The sequence below is a fragment of the Thermophagus sp. OGC60D27 genome, from assembly GCF_052400625.1.
In the GTDB taxonomy this organism is placed as follows: domain Bacteria; phylum Bacteroidota; class Bacteroidia; order Bacteroidales; family Marinilabiliaceae; genus Thermophagus.
Window position 1 is genome coordinate 228,400 of sequence record NZ_JBQTGH010000007.1, and the last position, 21,538, is coordinate 249,937.

Sequence of the window (21,538 nt, forward strand, 5' to 3'; positions counted from 1 at the left end):
TTTTTCTTTATATTTTCGCAAAGATATTGCAAAATCAAAATTAGTGGACCCGGGGGCACAATTACCCTCATAAAAATAAAGAATAATGTATAGAACACATACTTGCGGAGAATTGAGATTGTCTGATGTCAACAAAACGGTAACCTTGAGCGGATGGATTCAGCGTGTCCGAAATCTTGGTGGGATGACTTTTATTGATCTTCGTGACCGTTACGGAATTACTCAGTTGGTGGTCAATGGTGAGGAAGAGGATGAGCTGAATCAACAGGTGAAGGCGCTTGGACGCGAGTATGTGGTGCAGGTGGAGGGCAAGGTGGCCGAGCGAAGCAGCAAAAACAATAAAATTCCAACCGGCGACATTGAAATTCTTTTGGATTCGTTGAAAGTTCTTAATTCAGCAGACTTACCGCCTTTCACCATTGAAGATGAAACCGACGGCGGCGAAGAGCTGCGCATGAAATACAGATATCTGGATTTGCGTCGAAATCCTGTTCGGAAAGCTCTGGAATTGAGACATCGGATGGCGCTCGAAGTACGTAAGTATCTTAATGATCAACATTTTATTGAAATAGAGACGCCGGTGTTGATGAAATCTACCCCGGAAGGTGCACGCGATTTCGTGGTTCCTTCGCGCATGAATCTCGGACAATTTTATGCCTTGCCTCAGTCGCCCCAGGTGTTTAAACAACTTCTGATGGTGGGTGGTTTTGACCGTTATTTTCAGATTGTAAAATGTTTCAGAGATGAAGACCTGCGAGCCGATCGTCAGCCGGAGTTTACCCAGATTGATTGCGAAATGTCGTTTGTGGAACAGGAAGATGTGTTGAATACTTTTGAGGGCATGACCAAACACCTTTTTAAGATGATTCGTGAGGTGGAGTTTGAGGGTGACTTTCCGAGAATGCCCTATGCCGATGCCATGAACTATTATGGAACCGACAAGCCGGATATCCGCTTTGGGATGCGATTTGTTGACCTTACCGAAAATGCGTCCAATAAAGGTTTCAGGGTTTTTGATGATGCGGAATATGTTGGCGCCATTTGCGCCGAGGGATGCGCCGGATACAGCCGGAAAGAACTGGATCAGCTGACCGACTTTGTCAGGAAACCTCAGGTGGGTGCCAAAGGATTGGTATATGTCAAATATAATGACGATGGTTCCTTTAAAACTTCAGTAGATAAGTTTTTCTCGCAAGATGATTTTAAAGCCTGGTGTGACCTGTGCGGTGCCAAACCCGGAGATTTATTGCTGATCCTTGCCGGGGCGCGAAAAAACACCCTTACGGCCCTTGGCGAATTAAGACTGGAAATGGGAAATCGTTTGGGACTCCGCGATAAAAATAAATTTGCTCCCCTCTGGGTGGTTGATTTTCCGTTGCTCGAATGGGATGAGGACTCGAAACGGTTTTATGCCATGCACCATCCCTTCACCTCACCTAAGGAAGAAGATGTTGAACTGCTTGATTCCGACCCGGGAGCCGTAAGAGCCAATGCCTATGATTTGGTTATTAACGGAGTAGAAATCGGAGGCGGATCCATTCGGATTCATAATGATCTTTTGCAGCAAAAGATGTTTAAAGTTTTGGGCTTCACCGAAGAGGAGGCCGAAAAACAATTTGGCTTCCTGATGAATGCCTTTAAATACGGAGCCCCTCCACATGGTGGTGTGGCCTTTGGTTTTGATCGTTGGGTCTCTTTGTTTGCCGGGGTGGATTCCATCCGAGAGGTGATTGCTTTCCCTAAAAACAATGCTGGACGGGATATTATGAATGATGCTCCTTCTTCTATCAGCAAAGAGCAACTCGATGAGTTGGGAATAGCCATTAAGGATCATGAATAGAGCATGATCATGCTCTATTCATCCGAACGTAAGAACTATTTATTCTGGGTTGAACGATAGATTGGCGGGGGGCCTCCGGTTGCATAATTAGGGTAATTGGAGGTTCGAAATTGAATCTAAATTTTTTTAGGTCGAAAACCATTGGCTGAAATCGAATCTAAAATTTTTCAGGTCGAAAATCATCGGCTGAAATTGAATCTAAAATTTTTTAGGTCGAAAAACAGCTTCCAAGACCAATTCTTAAACTTTGAAAAGGATTGCAGGTAAATCGGTTTTTGTGCATTGGAGAGTGGAAGCGGTATTCTTAGATGAAAAAATTAATGGCTATCGGACTATGTGACTGGTCGGAACATTCTGGGACGATAGATGAAACAATGGTTAAATGCTAAGCGGCTTTCCATAAAGAAAAGGCTGTCCGAAAATCAACGGGCAGCCTTTTGTATTTTCTTTGATTGAGGGATTCAATGATGTTTATTTAGACCCCGGATAGGATCTTCCCATCTGGGGTGTTGAGACGATTATCCTAAAACCGATTTTCCCAGTAGTTCCCGTTTGTTGGCAACGGGGTTGGCGTACATTTCGTAAAGCGTACGACGCAGAAATTCTTTATCGCCCTCATCAATTCGATTGAGATGTTCATCGATATAATTCAGGAAAGTCTCTTTTTCTTGCGGGGTGTATTTCTCGCGGTATTCATTGCCGGGGTTAAGCATGTCCCAGGCAATAAGGTTGCCGGGCCAAAGCTTGTAATTTTCATGAACGTGCTCATCAATTAACCGGGCAAGATATTCAAACTTCTCATTCTTATTTTGCACGTTTTTTATTTTGTCGAACTCATTGCCGCAAATGGGTCGACCGAACGCAAAATGAACGCGACCTTTTCTGCCCCGAAGCCCTGTTCCCATGTGTTTGAGGTCGTCGGCGGCCGTTTTTGTATAATCGGGGTTGTCGCGTTTGTGTAGAAATTCGAGTGCTTTAAGATAGTCGCAAGGGTCATATTCGTAAGATATGGATACCGGCACGATTTTTAGTTCTTTGAAGTTCTCGGCAACGGCATCCTTCTTGCCACTGATGTTTAACATCTTTAATAGGCTGAGCTGGGTTCTGTCGTTTCCATCTTTTGACCGGCCTTCACGTTGTGCAATCCAGATGCTGTGCCCCACATTGGTAATGGTGTGTCGGATATATTTTGAGAGGAGGGTGGAATTTTCCATCATTTGACGCACCGGAAGGTTTCTTTTCACAATAAAGGTTTTATTGAGTTTCACCAAATCGGTGATCCAGGGATAGATTAGCAGATTGTCGCCGATGGCAATTTCGGTTGTGTCAAACCCTTGCTCAAAAAGAATGATGTTGAGGATGGCCGGATCAAGGATGATATCTCTATGGTTGGAAATATAAAGATAGGCTTGGTCCGGATGGAGATTTTCAAGTCCTTCGGAGGTAACCCCTTTGGTTGTATTCTTGATGACTTCTTTTACATACGGAGAAATAACTTCCTGCTGAAATTGCCGAATGCTTTTGATTTGCATCATATTGTTAAGGAATTTCTGAGGAGGCAATTCAGGATAAAGAAAACCGAGAAGTTCGATGAAGGAGGTTTCTTTTTTTAACCGTTCAAATACCTGTTGAATTTCATGGTCCTGATAAGGACGTATCGATTCAAAATCCAGTTCTTTGGTCATTTTTGACTTTTTGATTTACAGACAAAATTACTTAAACAAGCCGGTTTTTAAAATAAACAGCTCTATTAATTTAAAATAGATTATCAAAATTACGGACAAAGATTGATGAAAGGTAGCCGTAATTTTGACAATTTGTATTTTTAGGGTTGAAATTTCTTGATCTTAAATCGTTGGCATATAATTTATTGTCAATGTTTAAGGGGGAATATTTATGGCTTTTGAGTGCCTGGAACAGGCATGCCAATGAGGGTTGCCTGGGTGGCCTCTACAATTTTGACGTTGGCCACATCGCCAACCTTATAGCCTGCCCTGGGGAATACCACCACTTTGTTTTGGGAGGTGCGTCCCACAAATTCTTCTTTCGACTTTTTGGAAATATTTTCAATCAGTACCTCAAAAGTTTTTCCGATATCTTTTTGGTTACTTTGGAGTGACAACTGATTTTGTAACTCAATAATTTCGTTGAGTCGTCGGCTTTTGACATCGGGAGGAACGTCGTCGGGGAGTTTTTTTTCAGCAAAGGTTCCCGGGCGTTCGGAGTATTTAAACATGTAGGCCATGTCAAAACCGGCCCATTTCATCAGTTCGAGGGTTTGCCGGTGATCTTCTTCTGTTTCTGAATGGAAGCCGCTCAAGATATCTGTTGATAGTCCGCAACCGGGTAATAGGTTTCGAATGGCTTCAATTCTGTTTTTGTAATCTTCGGCAGAATATTTTCTGTTCATTAGTTTCAACATTCTGCTCGACCCCGATTGCAAAGGCAAATGGATGTGTTTGCAAAGATTGTTGTGGCGGGCCATCACTTGGAGGGTTTCGTCACTCATATCTTTGGGGTGCGAGGTGGTGAATCGGATTCTTGTTTCGGGGAAGTGGCCGGCCAGAAAATCCAACAATTGCGAAAAGTTCATTTTCGATTTCTGATCTTCAAAGCGATAAGAGTTGACATTCTGCCCTAACAAGGTGATTTCTTTATAGCCTTTAGCCACAAGATCTTTTATTTCCTGATTAATGCTGAGCGGATCTCTGCTACGTTCTCGGCCTCTGGTGTAAGGTACTACGCAATAGGTGCAGAAGTTATTGCATCCGCGCATAATGCTGACGAACGCCGATATGTTGTTGGGACCAAGTCGTTTGGGGATGATGTCCCGATAGGTTTGTGTTTTTGAAAGCTCTACATTGATCGCTTTTTGACCTTGTTCGGTCATATTTACCAGATTGGGAAGATCAAGATAGGCGTCGGGTCCGGCAACCAGATCCACCCCTTCTTCCAAAAGCTCTTCTTTGGCCCGTTCGGCCATGCATCCGATAACTCCCAAAATCAGCCGGGGGTTTTTCTTTTTCAGTGCTTTAAATTCTCTGATACGACCCAGAACACGTTGTTCCGCATTTTCCCGTATCGAGCAGGTATTAATAAATATTGCATTGGCTCCGGCAACGTCGGGGGTTGTTTCGTATCCATTCATTTGCATGATGGATGCTACCACTTCACTATCGGCAATATTCATTTGACAACCATACGTTTCGATGTATAGCTTTTTGTCGTCGTCGTGGTTGGTGAGAATGGCTTCACCGGTTTCAATGCTATTTAGTTCGCTGTTTTTCATATCGAAAATAATCTGGGCGCTAATTTACGGTTTATGGATGGTTTGCCCAAGTGATTGTATCATAGAAGGATTGGTTGGTTGTTTGTAAGTTGAATAGAATCAGTGGTTTGTGTGATTTTTTTGTTTTTCGTAAATTTGCAACCCTCTTTCCCGTCAGGGATTGTATGCGAAAGGTTGAGAGCAATATTTTTCAGAAGTTAAAAAAACAAAATTCTAAAAATTAAAAAACTATCTGATATATGGCAGGACATAGTAAATGGGCTAATATTAAACATCGAAAAGGAGCTCAGGATGCCAAAAGAGCCAAGATGTTTACGCGGATAACGAAAGAGATACAAGTAGCGGCCAAAGAAGGTGGTCCCGACCCGGAGAGTAACCCCCGGCTTAGGTTGGCCATTCAGAACGCACGCTCGGTCAATATGCCCAAAGATAACATCAAAAGGGCCATTGCCAAGGCTTCGGAGGCAGGAGGCGACAGCTATCAGGAGATTACATTTGAGGGGTATGGGCCCGGAGGCGTGGCGGTCTTTTTGGAGTGCATGACCGATAATAACAACCGTACGGTGAGTGCTGTCCGGTCTATCTTTAATAAAAGAGGGGGAAGTATGGGAACCAATGGATCATTGAGCTTCCTTTTCGAACAAAAAGGGGTGTTCCAAATTGTCAAGAATGATGATATGGATCTGGAAGCGCTGGAATTGGAACTTATTGATGCCGGAGCTCAGGAAATTGAAATGGAGGAGGAATTGGTTATTGTGACCACCGCAAAGGAAGATTTTGGGTCGGTTCAGAAAAAATTGGACCAATTGGGTGTTCAGGTGGAAAATGCCGGCCTGCAAAGGGTGCCCAATACTTATAAAGAGGCAGATCTTAATACGGCCAAAAAATTTCTGCGCATGATCGACGATTTTGAAGACAACGATGATGTGCAAAATGTCTATCATAATTTGGATATGACCGACGAACTTGCAAAATCGCTTGAATCTGAATAAGAAAGTGAAGGGTCGATGCAACCTCTTGGCCATCTGAAACGTATTAAAGTGAGAGATTTAAGGTGCGAAAAATTATATCCGGAGAGCAGCGGGAAAAGAATCTCACATTCGCAGCCTTATTGATATTGATGATGTGAAAGGGGTGTGACAAGCGCGCTTGTCACACGCCGTTTCTGTCTTACGGGAAAAGTAAAAGTATAAACGTTGGTTATGCGAGTCTTTCCATTGTTCGGGAGACAATAACTCAGATAAAACGATATACGAATGAAACGAGCATGACGATGTAGGTTTATCACCAAAGAGAATGTATAAACCCTGCGTGATGCGAGTTCCATCAGATCAATAAAATAGATAAACTTTATACGGATGAAACGAATACTTGTTCCCATCGATTTTTCTGATAATTCAGTTTTTGCGCTGCAGGTGGCCGTAGATCTTTCCAATCAGCTTCAGGCTGCAGTGAGAATAATTCATGTTCAGACCGGGCAAAAATATGCGCCTGAGTTTTTAGGCGATAATCCAGAAGCACGAGTGTTGGGTCAGTCGAGGAAGTGGCTGGATCTGCTCATTGAAAAGTTTTTGCCGAAATATCACGTGGAAGGAGGAGAGTTTGATTACAAGGTGCGTGAGGGCAATGTGGTACGGGAAATAACCAACCAGGCCCGGTATGACGATGCTTCACTTATTATTGTGGGGACTCATGGAATCTCCGGTGTTGAAGAAAAATGGCTGGGTAGCAATGCCTATCGCTTGGTATCCCATGCGCCCTGTCCTGTTCTCACCATCCGCAAAGATATGAGATGGGCAGCCCCACATAATATAGTGCTTCCCATCGACCACCATAAGCTGACACGTAAGATCGTTCCCGTGGTGGCCGGTTTAGGTAAGTTGCTGAAAGCTGAAATAAGCATCATATCTCTGCAGAAAAAATCCAAATGGTTAGTGCCGGGAAGAAGCGATATCTATGCCATCCAAGCCGAACGATATGTCAGAAATAACACTTCTCTGAAGGCCAGTGTGATAAAATTTAAATGGGGTGGTGATGTGAAAAATATATTGGAACTTGCCCACCAAAAGTCGGCCACCGTCATCGCCATTCACCTGAATAAATCTGCGGATCCCTTTGATAGTTTTTTCCGGCCTTTCGCCAATGAATTGCTTAACATTTCAGATATCCCCGTTCTTGTTGTGCCTGTTAAGGAATAAAAATTGTATTTTTACCGTCCAAAGAGACGTTAAAACTATGAAGGGATATTTGTTATCAACGTTGTTTTGTTTAATGGTTGTCCCATGGGCGATGGGACAGTTGCCGGTGGAAGGTACTGCACCCCAATCCACCCCATTTGAGCACTTGCAAAAAGTGGAGGACGGAAAGGGCATTATAACCATTGAACAGTCAGGGCGTATGCAAAAATTGGTCATGACCCGTATTGCCATGAATAAGCGGGCGGCGGGCGTGGAAGGTTTTCGGGTGCAGTTGTTCAGCGGTGTAGGCAGTAAAGCCCGTCAGGAGGCACAGGAGATCAAGGCCAAAGTGTTGTCTCAATTTCCGGATGAAAATATTTTTATAGAATACAGCGCCCCCTTTTGGCGAGTCCGTGCCGGGAGCTTCCGACATAAGCATGAAGCATTGCCTTTGATGGAAAAGTTAAAGGAAGAGTTTCCGGCCTGTTATATCGTCCGAACGGATGATATCTCACTTAACGATTTTGAGTAAAAAACCCGTTATCATGAAACGGGTTTTTTTGTTGGTTGGCCTTTTCAATAAATTGCAATAAATTTGCTGCTTCTATTTTCAAAATAACTATGAGCGACCAGATAAAACATGAGTGTGGCATTGTGCTGATAAGGCTTTTAAAGCCCCTGAATTATTACCAGAAAAAATACGGTTCATGGATGTATGGCCTTAATAAATTGTATTTGCTAATGGAAAAGCAACACAATAGGGGTCAGGACGGTGCCGGGGTCGTAAGCCTGAAGATAGATCAGCCGCCGGGCAAGAAATACCTTTTCAGAGAACGATCCAATGAAGGTAATCCCATTCAGGAAGTCTTTTCAGGTATTCACAGTCATTTTGATTCAGTCCATGATCATCATCCGGAATTGCTGAACGATCCGGTTTGGGCCAAAGAGAATTTGCCTTTTGTGGGCGAATTATATTTGGGACACCTTCGCTACGGCACCTTTGGAAACAACAGCATCGACTATGTGCATCCCGTAATGAGGGAGAATAACTGGCGCTCTCGTAACCTTGTGCTGGCCGGAAATTTTAATCTTACCAATGTTGATGAGATATTTAAGACATTGATAGATTTGGGACAGCACCCTAAAGATTATACCGACACGGAATCGATGCTGGAAAATGTGGGACACTTTTTGGATGAGGAGAATCAGTTGCTTTTTCGGCAGTTTAAGAATGAGGGGTATTCCAACAAGGAGATTTCGTCCTTTATCGAGCGAGACCTGGATTTGCGGAAGGTGTTGGAACGGTCGAGCCGACGATGGGACGGTGGTTATGTGATTGCCGGATTGCTGGGACATGGAGATGCATTTGTTACCCGAGATCCATGGGGCATCCGACCGGCATCTTACTACTATAATGATGAAATTGTAGTGGTTGCATCGGAAAGGCCGGTAATCCAGACAGCCCTGAATGTCCGTTCTGTTGAGGTTAAAGAACTGAAGCCCGGGCATGCCTTAATTATAAAAAAAGATGGTCGCGTTAGTGAAGAAATGGTGTCGGTACCGCAAAGTCGTAAATCCTGCTCCTTTGAGCGGATCTACTTTTCGCGGGGTAGTGATCGCGACATTTACAAAGAACGGAAAGAACTGGGACGATTGCTTTCGCCCATCATTCTCGACAAAATTGGTTGGGATCTTGAGAATACCGTCTTCTCCTATATTCCCAATACAGCAGAGACCGCCTTCTACGGTATGATGGAAGGCGTCAGGGAGCATATGGACAAGGTGAAGGCCGAACGAATTCTTTCCTTGCCGAAAGAGGAATTTACCAAGGAAAGGGTGACCGAAATATTAGGTCTCGAACCACGTATTGAAAAAGTTGCCATTAAGGATGTCAAGATGCGTACCTTTATTACCGATGACAATAATCGGGATGATTTGGTGGCGCACGTTTATGATGTGACTTATGGGATTGTAAAAAATAAGGTGGATACCCTGGTCATCATCGACGATTCCATTGTTCGGGGGACTACGCTTAAAAGGAGTATCCTGAAAATATTGGATCGTCTGCATCCCAAAAAGATAATTATTGTTTCTTCCGCACCACAAATACGCTATCCCGATTGTTATGGTATAGATATGGCTCGCTTGAAGGATTTTTGTGCTTTTTCGGCGGCCATAGAGCTGCTGAAAGATACCGGGAAGGCCGATGTGATTGACCATGTTTACAAGCAATGTAAGGAGCAGCAAAATCTTCCGAAAGAGGAGATCGTGAATTACGTAAAGGAGATCTATCGTCCTTTTACAGAAGAACAGATTTCCGAAAAGATCGCGGAAATGTTAAAACCCGAGGATCTTGATGCCGAGGTGGAAGTTGTTTATCAGACCGTGGAAAATCTTCATAAAGCATGTCCCAACGATCAGGGCGATTGGTATTTTACCGGTAACTATCCAACTCCCGGAGGCAACAAGGTGGTGAATACTTCTTTCATTAATTTTATGGAAGGGAAAAACGGCAGAGCCTATTGATTGCTGTCAAGAATGGTGAAAGCCGTTTTAAGCCATGCATATACATCTGTGGGGTGATGATTGAGATAGCTGCCGCTTCTTTTATGTCCCAGGCGCACGATAACCGCATTTCTGTCGGGAATTACGAAAATGTACTGCCCCAGAATACCTCTGGCATAGGGAATTTTTAGGCCGTGATAATCCATGACCCACCAGAAAAGTCCGTAATAATCGACCGGATTACCTTCTTTGTCGGTCAGGTAATCTGCCGGAGTAATCATTTCATTTAGGTAGTTTTCTGAAATAATTCTTTTTTGATTGAAAGTTCCATTTTGTAAGACCAGGCTACCCAGTCGTGCAAAATCTCTGGCAGTGCTGTTGAAGCAACAATAAGCTTTTTCAATGCCGTTTTTATTGTCCAGCGACCATAGAGCTTCGTTTTCCGCTCCCAGAGGTTGCCAAAGCTTCAAAGAGGCATAGTCGGACAGAGCCATGCCGGTCACTTTTTTGAGCAATCGTTCCACAATCTGCGTGTCACCGCTTCTGTAGTTGAATTTTATTCCCGGTTGATGAATGATTTTGGTTTTCCGAATGACTTTGTCCAGATCGTTTCCATAATAGGCTTGTGTCGTAATGGAAAAGGGTGAATTGTAACTCTCGTCCCAGTCGGATCCGGAGCTCATGGTCAGTAAGTTTCGGATGGTTAATTGATGGCTGTGTGGGCCTTCCAACCAGGGGAGATGGTCTTTTACCTTTTCGTCCAAGCTTTTTATATAGCCGTCGTTGATGGCACATCCTACCAGTAGAGAGACAATGCTTTTTGCTGCTGAAAAAGAGTTGGATATGGTTGTGTCGGTATATCCGCCCCAATATTTTTCGAAAAGAATGGAATCGTTTTGAATGACCAGGAATGCTACCGTATTGTATTTTGTCAATGAGTCGGTTAATGCATCCGGCAGTGAAACGGTATTGTATTTTTGTGACACATTCCATTGAACGGGCACTCCGGTCTTGATGGTTCGGTTGGCAAAGATCTTATAGTCGTCGATGTCCGGGGTGAGATAAAAAAGGCCTTTTTGAAGATAACCGGGCAATGCAATAATTACCACAGCGACAGCCGCAAAAAGACCTAAGATACTTTTAACCACTTTTCCTTTAAACCGGGATTTTGAAGAATTTGCCATGCGAATAGAGTTTTGGTGTTTGGTTTGCCATGCTTCCCCGGACAGGCTTGAAAAGAGCGACTGTGATTTGAATGTCCGCGATCCTAATCCATGATTTGAGTCGGCGGATCGCCGGGGTTCCATTGGCTGACAGTGATATTTTCGGGGAAAGCAACGGGTTTGTATATGGATTTTGACACTAATGCTCTCATGCTTTCCTGTATTCCTTCCGAGATGCTTGGATGGGGATAAAATATTTTCAACACTTCACTAACACTGTTTCCCTGGTTGATGAGGTGAGCCACGGCAACGATGAATGATGATGCCTGGGGCCCAGCTGCCCGCATGCCCAGAATTCGCTGCTTCTTGTCGTTACTTATCAGTATTTTAACAAAGCCGTTGGTGTTTCGCATGGCGATGGCTCTGTTGACCAGGTGATTGGAATAATAGACAGCTCTATATCCAATCCCTTCTTTTTGAAGTGTTTTTTCGTTGGCTCCAACGGCTGCCACTTCGGGTTTAAAAAACATCAGGGTTGACATGTTGGAATAATCGGGTTTATAGCAGATCTTTCCCATGATGTCTTCCACCGCCAGTCGTCCCTCAAATTCCGCTACACTGTATAGGTTGGCATGCCCTGATATATCCCCAACGGCATAAATGTTGGAAAAACCTTTTGAGCTGGTAATTTTTCCTGTTTCGGTGGTGGGGAGATAGCCTCTTTTATCGGGTTCGACCCCGATGGCTTCAAGCCCCAGGTCGTTGGTGTTGGGTTCTCGTCCAATGGCTATTAACGCCACATCCACTTCGATGACCTTGCTGTGCCCCGCATCGTAATCCAAGACCACTTCCAGATGGCGGGGATATTCCCTGATGCATCTCATCCTGGCAGTATGGTGTATCTTGACGCCATTGTTTTCCAGGTTTCGGGCTACGAAGCGACTTAAATCATCGTCTTCGTAGGGCAGTACTCTGTTGGCTCGATCTAACAGGTGGACTTGCGTTTGTTTGAAGTTAGAGAATATGGTGGCAAATTCGCATCCGATAATTCCCGAGCCAATAATCAACATCCGTTCCGGGAATTTCGAGAGTGAGAGTATGTCGTCCGACGTGATGATTCGTTTCCCGTCGGTCTTTAAGTCAGGATATTTACGTGGCCTGGAACCGGTTGCAATGATAAAATAGTTTCCTTTAACGATCAGTGTCCGGTCTTTGTCTTTAACTTCGACGGTCGATTCGTTCATGAACCGTGCATGTCCGGTAATTAAACTAAGATTCCCCAGATCGGGTTTGTTGGTGAAAGTTTCGATCTGGCTGCGCATTTGATATTGTTTCTCTCTGGCAGCTTCCAATACGGTATTTCTGACCTTCCCGTAATCCACCACCAGCCCGCTAGCTCTGTAGCCCCGGTCGATTCGAGCAGCGACTGAATAATCCATCGAAAGTTCATACATGGTCTTCGATGTTAAAACGCCGTTGATGATGCCCGTTCCCCCCAGATGCTTTTTTTCGATAAGCGCCACATCAAGGCCAAAATCCAGAGCTCTGCTGGCTGCGGCAAACCCGCCGGGACCACTTCCGATCACAACAATATCGAACTGATATGAATCTTTGGATATGCTCATATTAATGGTGGGGCTCGTTGGGTTTATAGCTGTGGACGTGTCTGCTTACTTTGGCCTGATAAAGATCCTTAATGGTAATGATAATGCCGGTTTCTTCAACTTCTCCAAATCGCTCATTAATGGCGGTTCCAAAAGTTCGGAGTGAAGGGGACAGATTCATGTAGGCATTGATCAAAGGCGGTATGTTCTCTCCCAGTTCTCTGACCGTTTTGCTAAGCGTCCGGTAATCATCGGCAAAGGAGTCTCCTGAAAAAATTTCCTGAATCTCGATTTCGGTCAGTTCCGATTTGATGGGTTTAAATGGATAGACCAATTTATCGGGATCGTTGAAATATTTGTCCATGAAAGCTCTGATGAGGCTTCGAACTTTGGGGTTGGAATGGGTGTACATGGTAACTTTTCCGAAGAAGAATTCCATTTTTGGATGGTTGATAATCAACGATCCCAGTCCGTCCCATAAGTTGTCGAGCGCATAGAGGCTCTTGGCGCCCATTTTGCTCGACTGGTATTGGGGTTGAACGAATGAACGTCCCAGTTCAATGGTTTTAGGCAAATATTCGTTAATGAATTTTTCGGAGAAATGAAACATGCGCGCAGTGGCTAAGGGAATCTTTCCGTCTGCATCGGGTTTCAGTGTGTCGCACATGATGTAGCGGTAGCCACCCAAAATTTCTCTTGCTTTGGGGTCCCAAACAATAAGTTGGTGGTAAGGATTGTCCCCGGTGTCGTAGTTGTCGACATCACAATCTTTTCCTGTTCCACCTCCGGCATTTCGGAACGATACTTCGCGTAAGCGTCCCACTTCTCTCATCAGGGCCGGTGCTTCATTGCCCGTAAAGTCGTAAATTTTGTTTTCGCCTTTGTTGGTGTAACGCACAAAACGTTCCCTTGTTAATTCAGCTTCCAGTTCTTCTCTTGGTACAGGTGGAATGATAGGTTTATTTTCCATTGATTAGCGTTTATTGCTTTGCAAAATAAAAAAAATAGGATTGGGTTGTACTAATTTTAGTCGATTTTTGCCAGTTCGTAACACTTATCTTTAATTTTTTGTGCCCAGGTTTCGGGATTGCCGCTTTCTTTGATCAGTTGCCAGGAAATGGGCGTCCCAAAACGAATGGTTAACTTTTGGTTAAACTGCTTGAACATTTCGTCAGGCAGGTACAACATCTCAATATTGGCCTTTATACCTAAAAATTTTCTTAGGTTGGCCAGCCGATAAAAGAAGTTGGAATTGCGACCGGTAATATGAACCGGCACAATATCGCGTTGGTGTTTGACGGCTTTTCTGACAAAATTATTTTTCCATTCCAAATCACGAATGATCCCTTTTTGTTTTCGACTGACCAATCCTGCCGGAAACATTAATACCTGAGCATCGGACAGATAAGCCTCTTCAATGAGTTTAACGGCCGATTTGGAATGTCCGCCGTGCTTATTGATGGGTACGAAAATATTATCTAGGGGTTTCAGATTCAACAGAATATCATTTACCGGGAATTTTATCTCTGGAAATTTCTCACTAACGGCCGCAATGAGGGCTATGCCGTCTAAGCCTCCCAGTGGGTGGTTGCTGGCAAATAAAAAACGACCTTCATCGGGCAGATTGTCGAGCCCAACGGCTGTATAGCCGGCACCAAACAGGTCGTCCAAAATGGATCTGGCAAATTCAACACCCTTTAAATGACCTTTTTCCGATAAAAAATCATTGATCTCATTTTGGTGAACGATACGTTTCAGGTAGTTGATTATAAACTTGGGTATGATCTTTAACAGAGAAGGGTTTTTGCTGGCAAAAACCTGCTCAACATCTATGAATTTTTTTTCGGTTTTAACGTCGTTGAAGCCTTTAGGTCCCATTTGGTAAATATTTTGATGGGCCAATATTACAAAAAAATGAGCTTATTTCATCAAGAATGAACGGACAACCCGCAGCGATTTCCCATGCAATGATGGGGGTACAGAATCTCAATGCAAAAATTGTTAGGGGGAAAGGGTAGGCCCCTTTAATGAAGAAGGCATACCCGACTGGGCTTTAATTTTTGATCCATTGAATGATTTCGGGATCGTCGGGTTTTGTTTTTGGCGGGATCACCTTTTCAAGTTTTCCGTCGGCGCTGATTAGGTATTTTTGGAAATTCCACTTGACTTTGCTGCTGAGGACACCGTTCAATTCTTTGTTGGTCAGCCATTGGTACAAGGGATGCTGATCGTCGCCTTTGACGCTGATTTTTTCCATAATGGGGAAGGTGACGCCGTAATTGACCTGGCAAAAGTTGCGAATTTCTTCCGGTGTGCCGGGCTCCTGATTCAGAAAATTATTGGCGGGGAAACCAAGAATGATAAAACCGTTACCGCCATATTTTTGATAAATCTCTTGTAATTGTTGGTATTGAGGGGTAAATCCACATTTGCTGGCGGTGTTTACTATCATTACTTTTTTCCCTTTCAACCGGGAAAAATCGAAAGTCTCGCCATCAATGGTTTTTACTTTGAAGTTGTAAAAATCGTTCTGACCTACCACGAAGGAAAGACCGGCCAGAAGAAGAATCGTTGTGAAGAATAGTTTTATTTTCATTCGTATATAATTTATTTAAGTCATTGGTGGAATGGAACTCGCATGACCATTAGTTTATACATGTTCTTATTGTGACAAACTAAGTTGGTCATGCTCGTTTCATAAAGCTAAATATTGAGGTTCTATTAATTCGTGCGTTGGTCATTGTGGTTTGGCGCCATGACAGGCGCTGAGGTTTATTTTGCAAAAGTTTAATAACTCGTTTTTTGTATAAAGTAAAACCTACCTTGGTGAGATTAAATCCTAAATTCGCTTGGCAGGCTTTTGATCGCTGTGCATTATGGATTTTGGCTTCACATATAAGTAAAACAGCGCTCCGTGTTTTTGGTTTATTTTTAGCGTATAAAGTTGCTTGGCCTAAAGGGTGTCTGCATTCCGAAAAGAGGAAGATGCAAATGGTTGCTTGTTCGATGGATTGATGTTGATTACAACAATATATGGATGGATAAAGTCGTTGGTAAAAAGATGAGGGCATTTGACTTGTAGCAATTATTTCATCCGTATAAAATTAGGTTAAATCATTGGTCTGATGGAACTCGCATGACCATTCGTTTGTACATGTTCTGGTTGTGTCCAACTTCGTTGGTCATGCTCGTTTTATTTATTAAAAAGTAATAAAGTGGGGTAAAGTGGTTGATTGTGGTTCAAAAAAATTGTAGCTTTACGGAAATATTTCTCAAACCGTAATGTGCACATTTATTGGAGATTTTGAGTGTAGAACTGACGCAAAAGGTCGCATAGTTTTTCCTTCCGTCTTTAAAAGGGAATTGGGAGCGGGCGATTTGCGTCTGATAGTTCGAAAAGATTTGTTTGAGCCTTGCTTGGTGCTTTACCCCTATTCCGTTTGGGAAGAAAAGCTGGAACGTATCCGGGCGGGTTTAAATCCTTACAATCGGGAGCACACCCGGTTTCTTCGTCTATTTTTTCGTGGTTCTGCCGAGGTTTCATTGGATGGGAACGGTCGATTTTTAGTGCCCAAGCGCTTGATGGAACAAGTAGAGATTGATCGTGAAGTTGTTTTGTTAGGAGTAGACAGGTATATAGAAATGTGGAATAAAGAAGGATATTATAGAAAAGATATGACCCAGGATGAATTGGGAAATCTTGCCGAGAAGATTTTTGGAGATAATATTACATTTTAAGAGGATGAAATGAGCATGACGATGTGAGATTTCACAACCAAAATGTATAAAAGGGCAGGGTTAGAAGTGCAAAGGAAGAAGGGGAATTGATCAATTTCATGTTTTGCGGGAAGGATGGTTTTCCTCTTTAAGAGATTGATGGGTGAGCGATGGACATAATAAGCTTTAAAGTAATTATATAAATTTATTTTATACTGATGAAATGGTGTCAACTCAATATCACATACCGGTCTTATTAAAAACAGCCATAGAGGGGTTGAATATTAATCCTTCCGGGGTATATGTTGACTTGACTTTTGGTGGTGGAGGACATAGTCGGGCCATTCTGGAGCAATTGGGGCCTGAAGGTCGATTGATTGCCTTTGATCAGGATAAAGATTCATGGAAAAATGCACCCGACGATCAACGTTTTGTGCTGGTAAAGCACAATTTTAGATATTTGCAGCACTTTCTGGATTATCTGGGAATCTCCACGGTGGATGGGGTATTGGGTGATTTAGGGGTATCGTCGCATCACTTTGATGTGGCCGAGCGTGGGTTTTCGTTCCGCTTTAATGGCCCTCTGGATATGCGGATGTCGGCGGGATCGAGCCTTACCGCCGCAGGGATATTAAATAGTTATGCCGGAGAGAAATTATTTTCCATTTTTAAGATGTATGGAGAAATTAAGAATCCGGGACGATTGGTGAAGTCAATTCTCAGCTATAGAGAGACACATTCTTTTGAAAATACTTTTGAATTCAAAGAGGTGGCACGTAATTCCGCACCTCGTAATGAAGAAAATAAATACCTGGCAAGAGTTTTTCAAGCACTGAGAATTGAAGTGAACCGTGAAATGACGGCTTTACAAGAACTTTTTTCCCGATTGCCGGAAGTGATACATCACGGAGGGCGATTGGTAATAATATCATATCATTCGTTGGAAGATCGAATGGTTAAGAATTTCATCCGGTCGGGACATTATGATCAGAGTCAGGCGGAGACCGATCTTTACGGTCATCGGGATGTTCCTTTTAAGGCTGTTGTTCGAAAAGCCGTGGTGCCTGATGAAATTGAAATCGCTGACAATCCAAGAGCCAGAAGTGCCAAACTAAGAATTGCTGAGAGGATATGATTTGGTCTCGTTCAAAAAAAAAGCCCGGAGAAGCTGAATTTCTTACCGGAAAGGAAGAGTTTAAAGAGCTTAAGGGAATTTCATTTAAGGAATTTTTGCACGGTCGGTTCCTGGCAGGAAAGGAACTAGGACGCCATTGGGGGTTTATGACTTTTATTGTTTTTCTGGCATTTCTGTATATTGGAAATCGTTACCAGATGGAACATTTATTGGATCGGCAGGCAGATTTGATGAAAGAACTTAAAGAATTGAAATATGAAGCCATTACCACCTCTTCCGAACTGATGAATATGAGTAAGCAAAGTGAAGTAATGGAACGGGTGCGTAAGGCCGGTATCAATCTGGAAGTTCTTAAAACACCGCCCAGGATTCTTAAAGTTGAAAAAATGGAATAGGTATTTTTTTGTTGGGCATCACCTAAACAATCAATACCGGAGGCGGATTTGTTGATTCAAAAGTTAAAATATTGATAAAAGACAATATCGTATTATTTTTTTGTTTTTAATTAATACCCATGACTATCAAACAAAAAATATTAATAAGACTTGGCATTATTTACTCTCTGTTTGGAGTCCTTGTTCTTTTTATTTTGTTTGAACTGGTCAAACTGAAAATTTTTGAAGCTTCCAAATGGGAAGAGAAAGCCAGAACACTCGAGAGCAATAGTGTTGTTATAGAGGCCAACAGGGGCAATATACTGGATGAAAACGGGAAAAAAATTTCCCTCTCGGTGCCCAGTTATCGGATTTACATGGATTTACATGCCAATGGTTTGACCGGCGCGGTGTTTAATGACGGAATTGATAGTCTGGCCATTTGTTTGTCTCAGTTTTTCGGAGATCATTCAGCTTCCTATTACAAACGAGATCTGATCCAGGCACGACGAAAGGGCGAAAGATATCATTTGGTTCATCCCCGGAAAGTGTCGTACATAGAACTTCAGCAAATTAAAGAATTTCCGATTTTCCGCCGAGGAAGAAATTCCGGTGGTTTCATACCCCGGCAGTATGAGGAGCGTCGACTTCCATTTGGCTCGTTGGCGGCCCGTACAATTGGAAAACTTTACGGTGAGCGCGCCAAAGGCGGGATGGTAGGGCTGGAACGGGCCTATGACAATGTGCTAAAAGGGGCCAACGGTGTTAGTACCTGGAAACGGATTGCCGGCAGTTGGATTACGGAAGAAGAAATACCACCTCGAGATGGAAAAAATTTAATCACCACCCTGAATATCGAACTACAGGATGTGGCAGAGCAATCTCTGATGCGTCAGCTGCGGCTGCACGATGCGCATCATGGTGTGGCCATTCTGATGGAGGTGGAAACCGGAGCGGTGAAAGCCATGGTTAATTTGTACCGGAGCGAACCGGGCATCTACATTGAAGATCATTTTAACTATGCCATTGGAGAAGCATTGGAGCCCGGCTCTACCTTTAAACTGGCCTCAATGATTGCAGCCCTGGAAGATGGGAAGGTAAGACTATCCGATTCCATTGATACCGGGAACGGGGCTTACCGTTATTATGATCGCATCATGCGTGACAGTCACTATGGTGGATTTGGTAAAATAACAGTAAGAGAAGCTTTTGAAAAGTCTTCCAATATTGGCATCTCCAGGATGATATATGAAAACTATAAGGATAATCCCCGTCGTTTTGTGGACAGATTATATTCTATCGGCCTCAACAAACCTTTGGGAATTGAAATTAAAGGTGAGGGAGAGCCTGTCATTAAGTATCCGGGAGATCCTTCCTGGTCGGGTGTTACATTACCTTGGATGTCGATTGGGTATGAGGTAAAAATGACTCCGTTGCAAATTCTTGCTTTTTATAATGCTGTGGCCAATAATGGTCAATTGGTAAAACCGATGTTTGTGAAGGCCATAAGCCAGCATGGAGAAATACTCAGGGAATTTGAGCCTCAGGTGCTGAATCCTGCTATTTGTTCGGTTGCCACGCTTGAGAAAGTCCGGGAACTTCTTAAGGGGGTTGTAGAGCGTGGCACTGCCACCAACATCAGAAATGATATTTACCGAATAGCCGGGAAGACCGGTACAGCTCAAATAGCCAGAGGAAGGACCGGGTATCGCGGAGATGATGGTGTCGAATATGTTGCCTCGTTTGTGGGATTTTTCCCCGCCAATCAGCCCATGTATTCCTGTATCGTTGTTGTAAACAGCCCGTCGAATGATGTTTATTATGGAAATGAGGTGGCCGGGACCGTTTTCCGGGAAATAGCAGACCGAGTATATGCGTTGAGTTACGATAAATTGCCGGTGGAGGCTACCCGTCCCCAGGTAAAAGAGGGGTTTTTCCCATGGTCGAAAGGAGGACCCATGGACGAATTATCTGTTATTTTTGAAGAACTGGACTTTCCTGTTCAAAACCAGGCATTAAATTCCAATTGGGTCTCCACTCAGGCGCTGGAGCATGCCATAAAATTACGCCCCAAGAGCATTCCTCGGAAAATTGTTCCGCTGGTGAAAGGGATGGGAGCCAAAGATGCGGTAGTGGTTTTGGAAAATTGTGGATTAAAGGTAGAGGTTCGTGGCGTGGGAAAGGTGGTTAGTCAATCTGTAGAGCCGGGAATACCTGTGAAAAAAGGCCAAAGAATTGTGATATATCTTGAATAAAATAATTGAATGATACAGAAAAAGTTGTCAGAATGTATTGCGGGTCTCTCATGGACCAGAAAAGTTGGAGACGGTGATCCTGTTATCCAAAATATAACTTTCGATAGTAGACAAGTTGTATCAAACACCCTTTTTGTTGCTTTGAGAGGGACGCAAATTGATGGTCACAACTTCATTGCGGATGCTGTCTCGAAGGGCGCGAATGCCATAGTTTGTGAAGTATTACCCGAGAAAACCATTCCTGAAGTATGTTATTTAGTTGTTGAGGATAGTCATTCAGCACTCGGACAAATTGCCGGGCAATTCTATGAATATCCCTCATCTCACCTAAATCTGGTTGGGGTTACCGGCACCAACGGTAAAACCACTATTGCCACCCTATTGTACCATACTGCTAAAAGTTTGGGATATAAGGCCGGTCTATGTTCAACGGTTGTTAACTATGTTGACGAAGAAAAAGTGGATGCCACGCATACTACCCCGGATGTTGTGACCCTGAATCGTCTCATGTATGAAATGGTGCAGGCCGATTGCCAGTATTGTTTTATGGAAGTCAGTTCTCATGCCATCGATCAAAAACGAATTGAAGGTTTGTCGTTTAAGGGGGGTATTTTTACCAATATCACCCATGAACATCTGGATTATCATAAGACTTTTGACGAGTATATCCGAGTGAAAAAAAGCTTCTTTGACAATTTGCCCGAATCTGCTTTTGCCCTTACAAATTTAGATGATAAGCATGGGCGTGTGATTGTTCAAAATACGGTAGCGGAAAAAAAGAGCTTCTCCTTGCGGGAGATGGCATCTTATCGTGCCAAGATTGTGGAAAACAGTTTTGAAGGGATGCAGCTTTCGATTGACGGCGAAGAGTTTTGGACTCCATTTGTTGGGCGGTTCAACGCCTCTAATCTTTTGGCCGTTTATGGGGCCGGCTGTGAGCTTGGATGGGACAAACAAGATCTTTTGGTGGCCATGAGCAGTTTGAAGCCCGTAAGCGGAAGGTTTGAAATAATAAGGTCGGCAGGAGGCATAACAGGCATTGTTGATTATGCCCATACCCCGGATGCGTTAAGAAATGTACTTGAGGCGATCAATAAGATTCGTAGACCGGGTCAGTCATTGATTACGGTGGTTGGTGCAGGCGGTAACCGAGATACCACAAAACGTCCGGTGATGGCATCGGAGGCCGTGAAAAACAGTTCCAAGGTTATATTAACGTCAGATAACCCAAGGAATGAAGATCCGAAAACGATCATTGACCAAATGATGGAAGGGGTTTCTTTTGCAGAGCGTATTAAAGTTTTAACCATTCCCGATCGTCGAGAAGCTATTCGTACCGCCTGTTCCATTGCCCGGTCGGGCGATATTGTTTTGGTGGCAGGGAAGGGACACGAAACCTATCAGGAAGTGAATGGCCGGAGATCGCATTTTGATGACAGAGAAGTAATAAAGGAATTTTTTGAACAACAACAATCATAG

The 21,538-nt window shown here is 43.4% G+C and carries 17 protein-coding genes; 10 read left to right on the forward strand and 7 right to left on the reverse strand.

The features are described 5' to 3' along the window. The first annotated feature begins 85 nt into the window (after positions 1-85). Entirely contained in the window at positions 86-1,840 is a 1,755-nt protein-coding gene (gene aspS, locus ACT29H_RS10620) for an aspartate--tRNA ligase (RefSeq protein ID WP_444821608.1), read from the forward strand. Between the two features lie 518 nt (positions 1,841-2,358). Here the strand turns inward: aspS and ACT29H_RS10625 are convergent. Together ACT29H_RS10625 and miaB are read right to left on the reverse strand one after the other, a co-directional pair. After that, positions 2,359-3,525 carry a 1-acyl-sn-glycerol-3-phosphate acyltransferase gene (locus tag ACT29H_RS10625; RefSeq protein WP_444821609.1) on the reverse strand — a complete coding sequence of 389 codons (1,167 nt, stop codon included), beginning with the start codon at positions 3,523-3,525 and terminating at the stop codon, positions 2,359-2,361. Between the two features lie 209 nt (positions 3,526-3,734). Then, on the reverse strand, positions 3,735-5,129 hold the full coding sequence (miaB, locus tag ACT29H_RS10630) for a tRNA (N6-isopentenyl adenosine(37)-C2)-methylthiotransferase MiaB (RefSeq protein WP_444821610.1): 1,395 nt from the start codon (positions 5,127-5,129) through the stop codon (positions 3,735-3,737). A 239-nt stretch (positions 5,130-5,368) separates the two neighbouring features. On the opposite strand from miaB, the gene ACT29H_RS10635 reads away from it, so the two are divergent. The 4 genes from ACT29H_RS10635 to ACT29H_RS10650 all read left to right on the forward strand — a co-directional run bounded on the left by ACT29H_RS10635 (position 5,369) and on the right by ACT29H_RS10650 (position 9,832). Next, a complete protein-coding gene (locus ACT29H_RS10635) occupies positions 5,369-6,121 on the forward strand; it encodes a YebC/PmpR family DNA-binding transcriptional regulator (RefSeq protein ID WP_444821611.1) in 753 nt (250 codons plus the stop codon). Between the two features lie 366 nt (positions 6,122-6,487). Continuing rightward, positions 6,488-7,327 (forward strand): universal stress protein, encoded by an 840-nt coding sequence (locus tag ACT29H_RS10640; protein WP_444821612.1) that lies wholly within the window; start codon positions 6,488-6,490, stop codon positions 7,325-7,327. 37 nt (positions 7,328-7,364) lie between these two features. Then, positions 7,365-7,838: an SPOR domain-containing protein gene (locus tag ACT29H_RS10645; RefSeq protein WP_444821613.1), complete on the forward strand. Its 474-nt coding sequence runs from the start codon at positions 7,365-7,367 to the stop codon at positions 7,836-7,838. An 89-nt stretch (positions 7,839-7,927) separates the two neighbouring features. After that, entirely contained in the window at positions 7,928-9,832 is a 1,905-nt protein-coding gene (locus ACT29H_RS10650) for an amidophosphoribosyltransferase (protein WP_444821614.1), read from the forward strand. Here the strand turns inward: ACT29H_RS10650 and ACT29H_RS10655 are convergent. The 5 genes from ACT29H_RS10655 to ACT29H_RS10675 form a co-directional block, all read right to left on the reverse strand. Then, positions 9,826-10,995 (reverse strand): serine hydrolase domain-containing protein, encoded by a 1,170-nt coding sequence (locus tag ACT29H_RS10655; RefSeq protein WP_444821615.1) that lies wholly within the window; start codon positions 10,993-10,995, stop codon positions 9,826-9,828. The two genes, ACT29H_RS10650 and ACT29H_RS10655, sit on opposite strands and share 7 nt — an antisense overlap. 83 nt (positions 10,996-11,078) lie before the next feature. Next, entirely contained in the window at positions 11,079-12,599 is a 1,521-nt protein-coding gene (locus tag ACT29H_RS10660) for a dihydrolipoyl dehydrogenase family protein (RefSeq protein ID WP_444821616.1), read from the reverse strand. A gap of 1 nt (position 12,600) precedes the next feature. Continuing rightward, positions 12,601-13,548 carry a GNAT family N-acetyltransferase gene (locus ACT29H_RS10665; protein WP_444821617.1) on the reverse strand — a complete coding sequence of 316 codons (948 nt, stop codon included), beginning with the start codon at positions 13,546-13,548 and terminating at the stop codon, positions 12,601-12,603. 56 nt (positions 13,549-13,604) lie between these two features. Beyond that, positions 13,605-14,456, reverse strand: a complete 852-nt coding sequence (locus ACT29H_RS10670) for a 1-acyl-sn-glycerol-3-phosphate acyltransferase (RefSeq protein ID WP_444821618.1) — start codon at positions 14,454-14,456, stop codon at positions 13,605-13,607. Positions 14,457-14,631: 175 nt separating this feature from the next. Further along, positions 14,632-15,174, reverse strand: coding sequence for a glutathione peroxidase (locus tag ACT29H_RS10675; protein ID WP_444821619.1), 543 nt, complete (start codon positions 15,172-15,174; stop codon positions 14,632-14,634). Positions 15,175-15,860: 686 nt separating this feature from the next. Between ACT29H_RS10675 and ACT29H_RS10680 the strand changes: the two genes are divergently transcribed. From ACT29H_RS10680 to ACT29H_RS10700, 5 genes are all read left to right on the forward strand, one after another. Continuing rightward, positions 15,861-16,316, forward strand: a complete 456-nt coding sequence (locus ACT29H_RS10680; protein ID WP_444821620.1) for a division/cell wall cluster transcriptional repressor MraZ — start codon at positions 15,861-15,863, stop codon at positions 16,314-16,316. A 202-nt stretch (positions 16,317-16,518) separates the two neighbouring features. Continuing rightward, complete coding sequence (gene rsmH / locus ACT29H_RS10685; RefSeq protein ID WP_444821621.1) at positions 16,519-17,430, forward strand: 16S rRNA (cytosine(1402)-N(4))-methyltransferase RsmH; 912 nt, start codon at positions 16,519-16,521, stop codon at positions 17,428-17,430. Continuing rightward, the gene (locus ACT29H_RS10690) at positions 17,427-17,825 is read left to right on the forward strand and encodes an FtsL-like putative cell division protein (RefSeq protein ID WP_444821622.1); all 399 of its coding nucleotides are present in this window, start codon (positions 17,427-17,429) and stop codon (positions 17,823-17,825) included. Before rsmH ends, ACT29H_RS10690 begins: the two co-directional genes overlap by 4 nt. A gap of 119 nt (positions 17,826-17,944) precedes the next feature. Further along, entirely contained in the window at positions 17,945-20,059 is a 2,115-nt protein-coding gene (locus tag ACT29H_RS10695; protein WP_444821623.1) for a penicillin-binding protein, read from the forward strand. Positions 20,060-20,068: 9 nt separating this feature from the next. After that, entirely contained in the window at positions 20,069-21,538 is a 1,470-nt protein-coding gene (locus ACT29H_RS10700) for a UDP-N-acetylmuramoyl-L-alanyl-D-glutamate--2,6-diaminopimelate ligase (protein WP_444821624.1), read from the forward strand.

Coding starts and splice junctions, on each gene's coding strand:
- ACT29H_RS10660 (WP_444821616.1), bottom strand. CDS start 12,599: ATGAGCATATCCAAAGATTCATATCAGTTCGATATTGTTGTGATCGGA.
- ACT29H_RS10695 (WP_444821623.1), top strand. CDS start 17,945: ATGACTATCAAACAAAAAATATTAATAAGACTTGGCATTATTTACTCT.
- ACT29H_RS10655 (WP_444821615.1), bottom strand. CDS start 10,995: ATGGCAAATTCTTCAAAATCCCGGTTTAAAGGAAAAGTGGTTAAAAGT.
- miaB (WP_444821610.1), bottom strand. CDS start 5,129: ATGAAAAACAGCGAACTAAATAGCATTGAAACCGGTGAAGCCATTCTC.
- ACT29H_RS10670 (WP_444821618.1), bottom strand. CDS start 14,456: ATGGGACCTAAAGGCTTCAACGACGTTAAAACCGAAAAAAAATTCATA.
- ACT29H_RS10700 (WP_444821624.1), top strand. CDS start 20,069: ATGATACAGAAAAAGTTGTCAGAATGTATTGCGGGTCTCTCATGGACC.
- rsmH (WP_444821621.1), top strand. CDS start 16,519: ATGGTGTCAACTCAATATCACATACCGGTCTTATTAAAAACAGCCATA.
- ACT29H_RS10690 (WP_444821622.1), top strand. CDS start 17,427: ATGATTTGGTCTCGTTCAAAAAAAAAGCCCGGAGAAGCTGAATTTCTT.
- ACT29H_RS10645 (WP_444821613.1), top strand. CDS start 7,365: ATGAAGGGATATTTGTTATCAACGTTGTTTTGTTTAATGGTTGTCCCA.
- ACT29H_RS10625 (WP_444821609.1), bottom strand. CDS start 3,525: ATGACCAAAGAACTGGATTTTGAATCGATACGTCCTTATCAGGACCAT.
- ACT29H_RS10675 (WP_444821619.1), bottom strand. CDS start 15,174: ATGAAAATAAAACTATTCTTCACAACGATTCTTCTTCTGGCCGGTCTT.
- ACT29H_RS10650 (WP_444821614.1), top strand. CDS start 7,928: ATGAGCGACCAGATAAAACATGAGTGTGGCATTGTGCTGATAAGGCTT.
- aspS (WP_444821608.1), top strand. CDS start 86: ATGTATAGAACACATACTTGCGGAGAATTGAGATTGTCTGATGTCAAC.
- ACT29H_RS10640 (WP_444821612.1), top strand. CDS start 6,488: ATGAAACGAATACTTGTTCCCATCGATTTTTCTGATAATTCAGTTTTT.
- ACT29H_RS10680 (WP_444821620.1), top strand. CDS start 15,861: ATGTGCACATTTATTGGAGATTTTGAGTGTAGAACTGACGCAAAAGGT.
- ACT29H_RS10635 (WP_444821611.1), top strand. CDS start 5,369: ATGGCAGGACATAGTAAATGGGCTAATATTAAACATCGAAAAGGAGCT.
- ACT29H_RS10665 (WP_444821617.1), bottom strand. CDS start 13,548: ATGGAAAATAAACCTATCATTCCACCTGTACCAAGAGAAGAACTGGAA.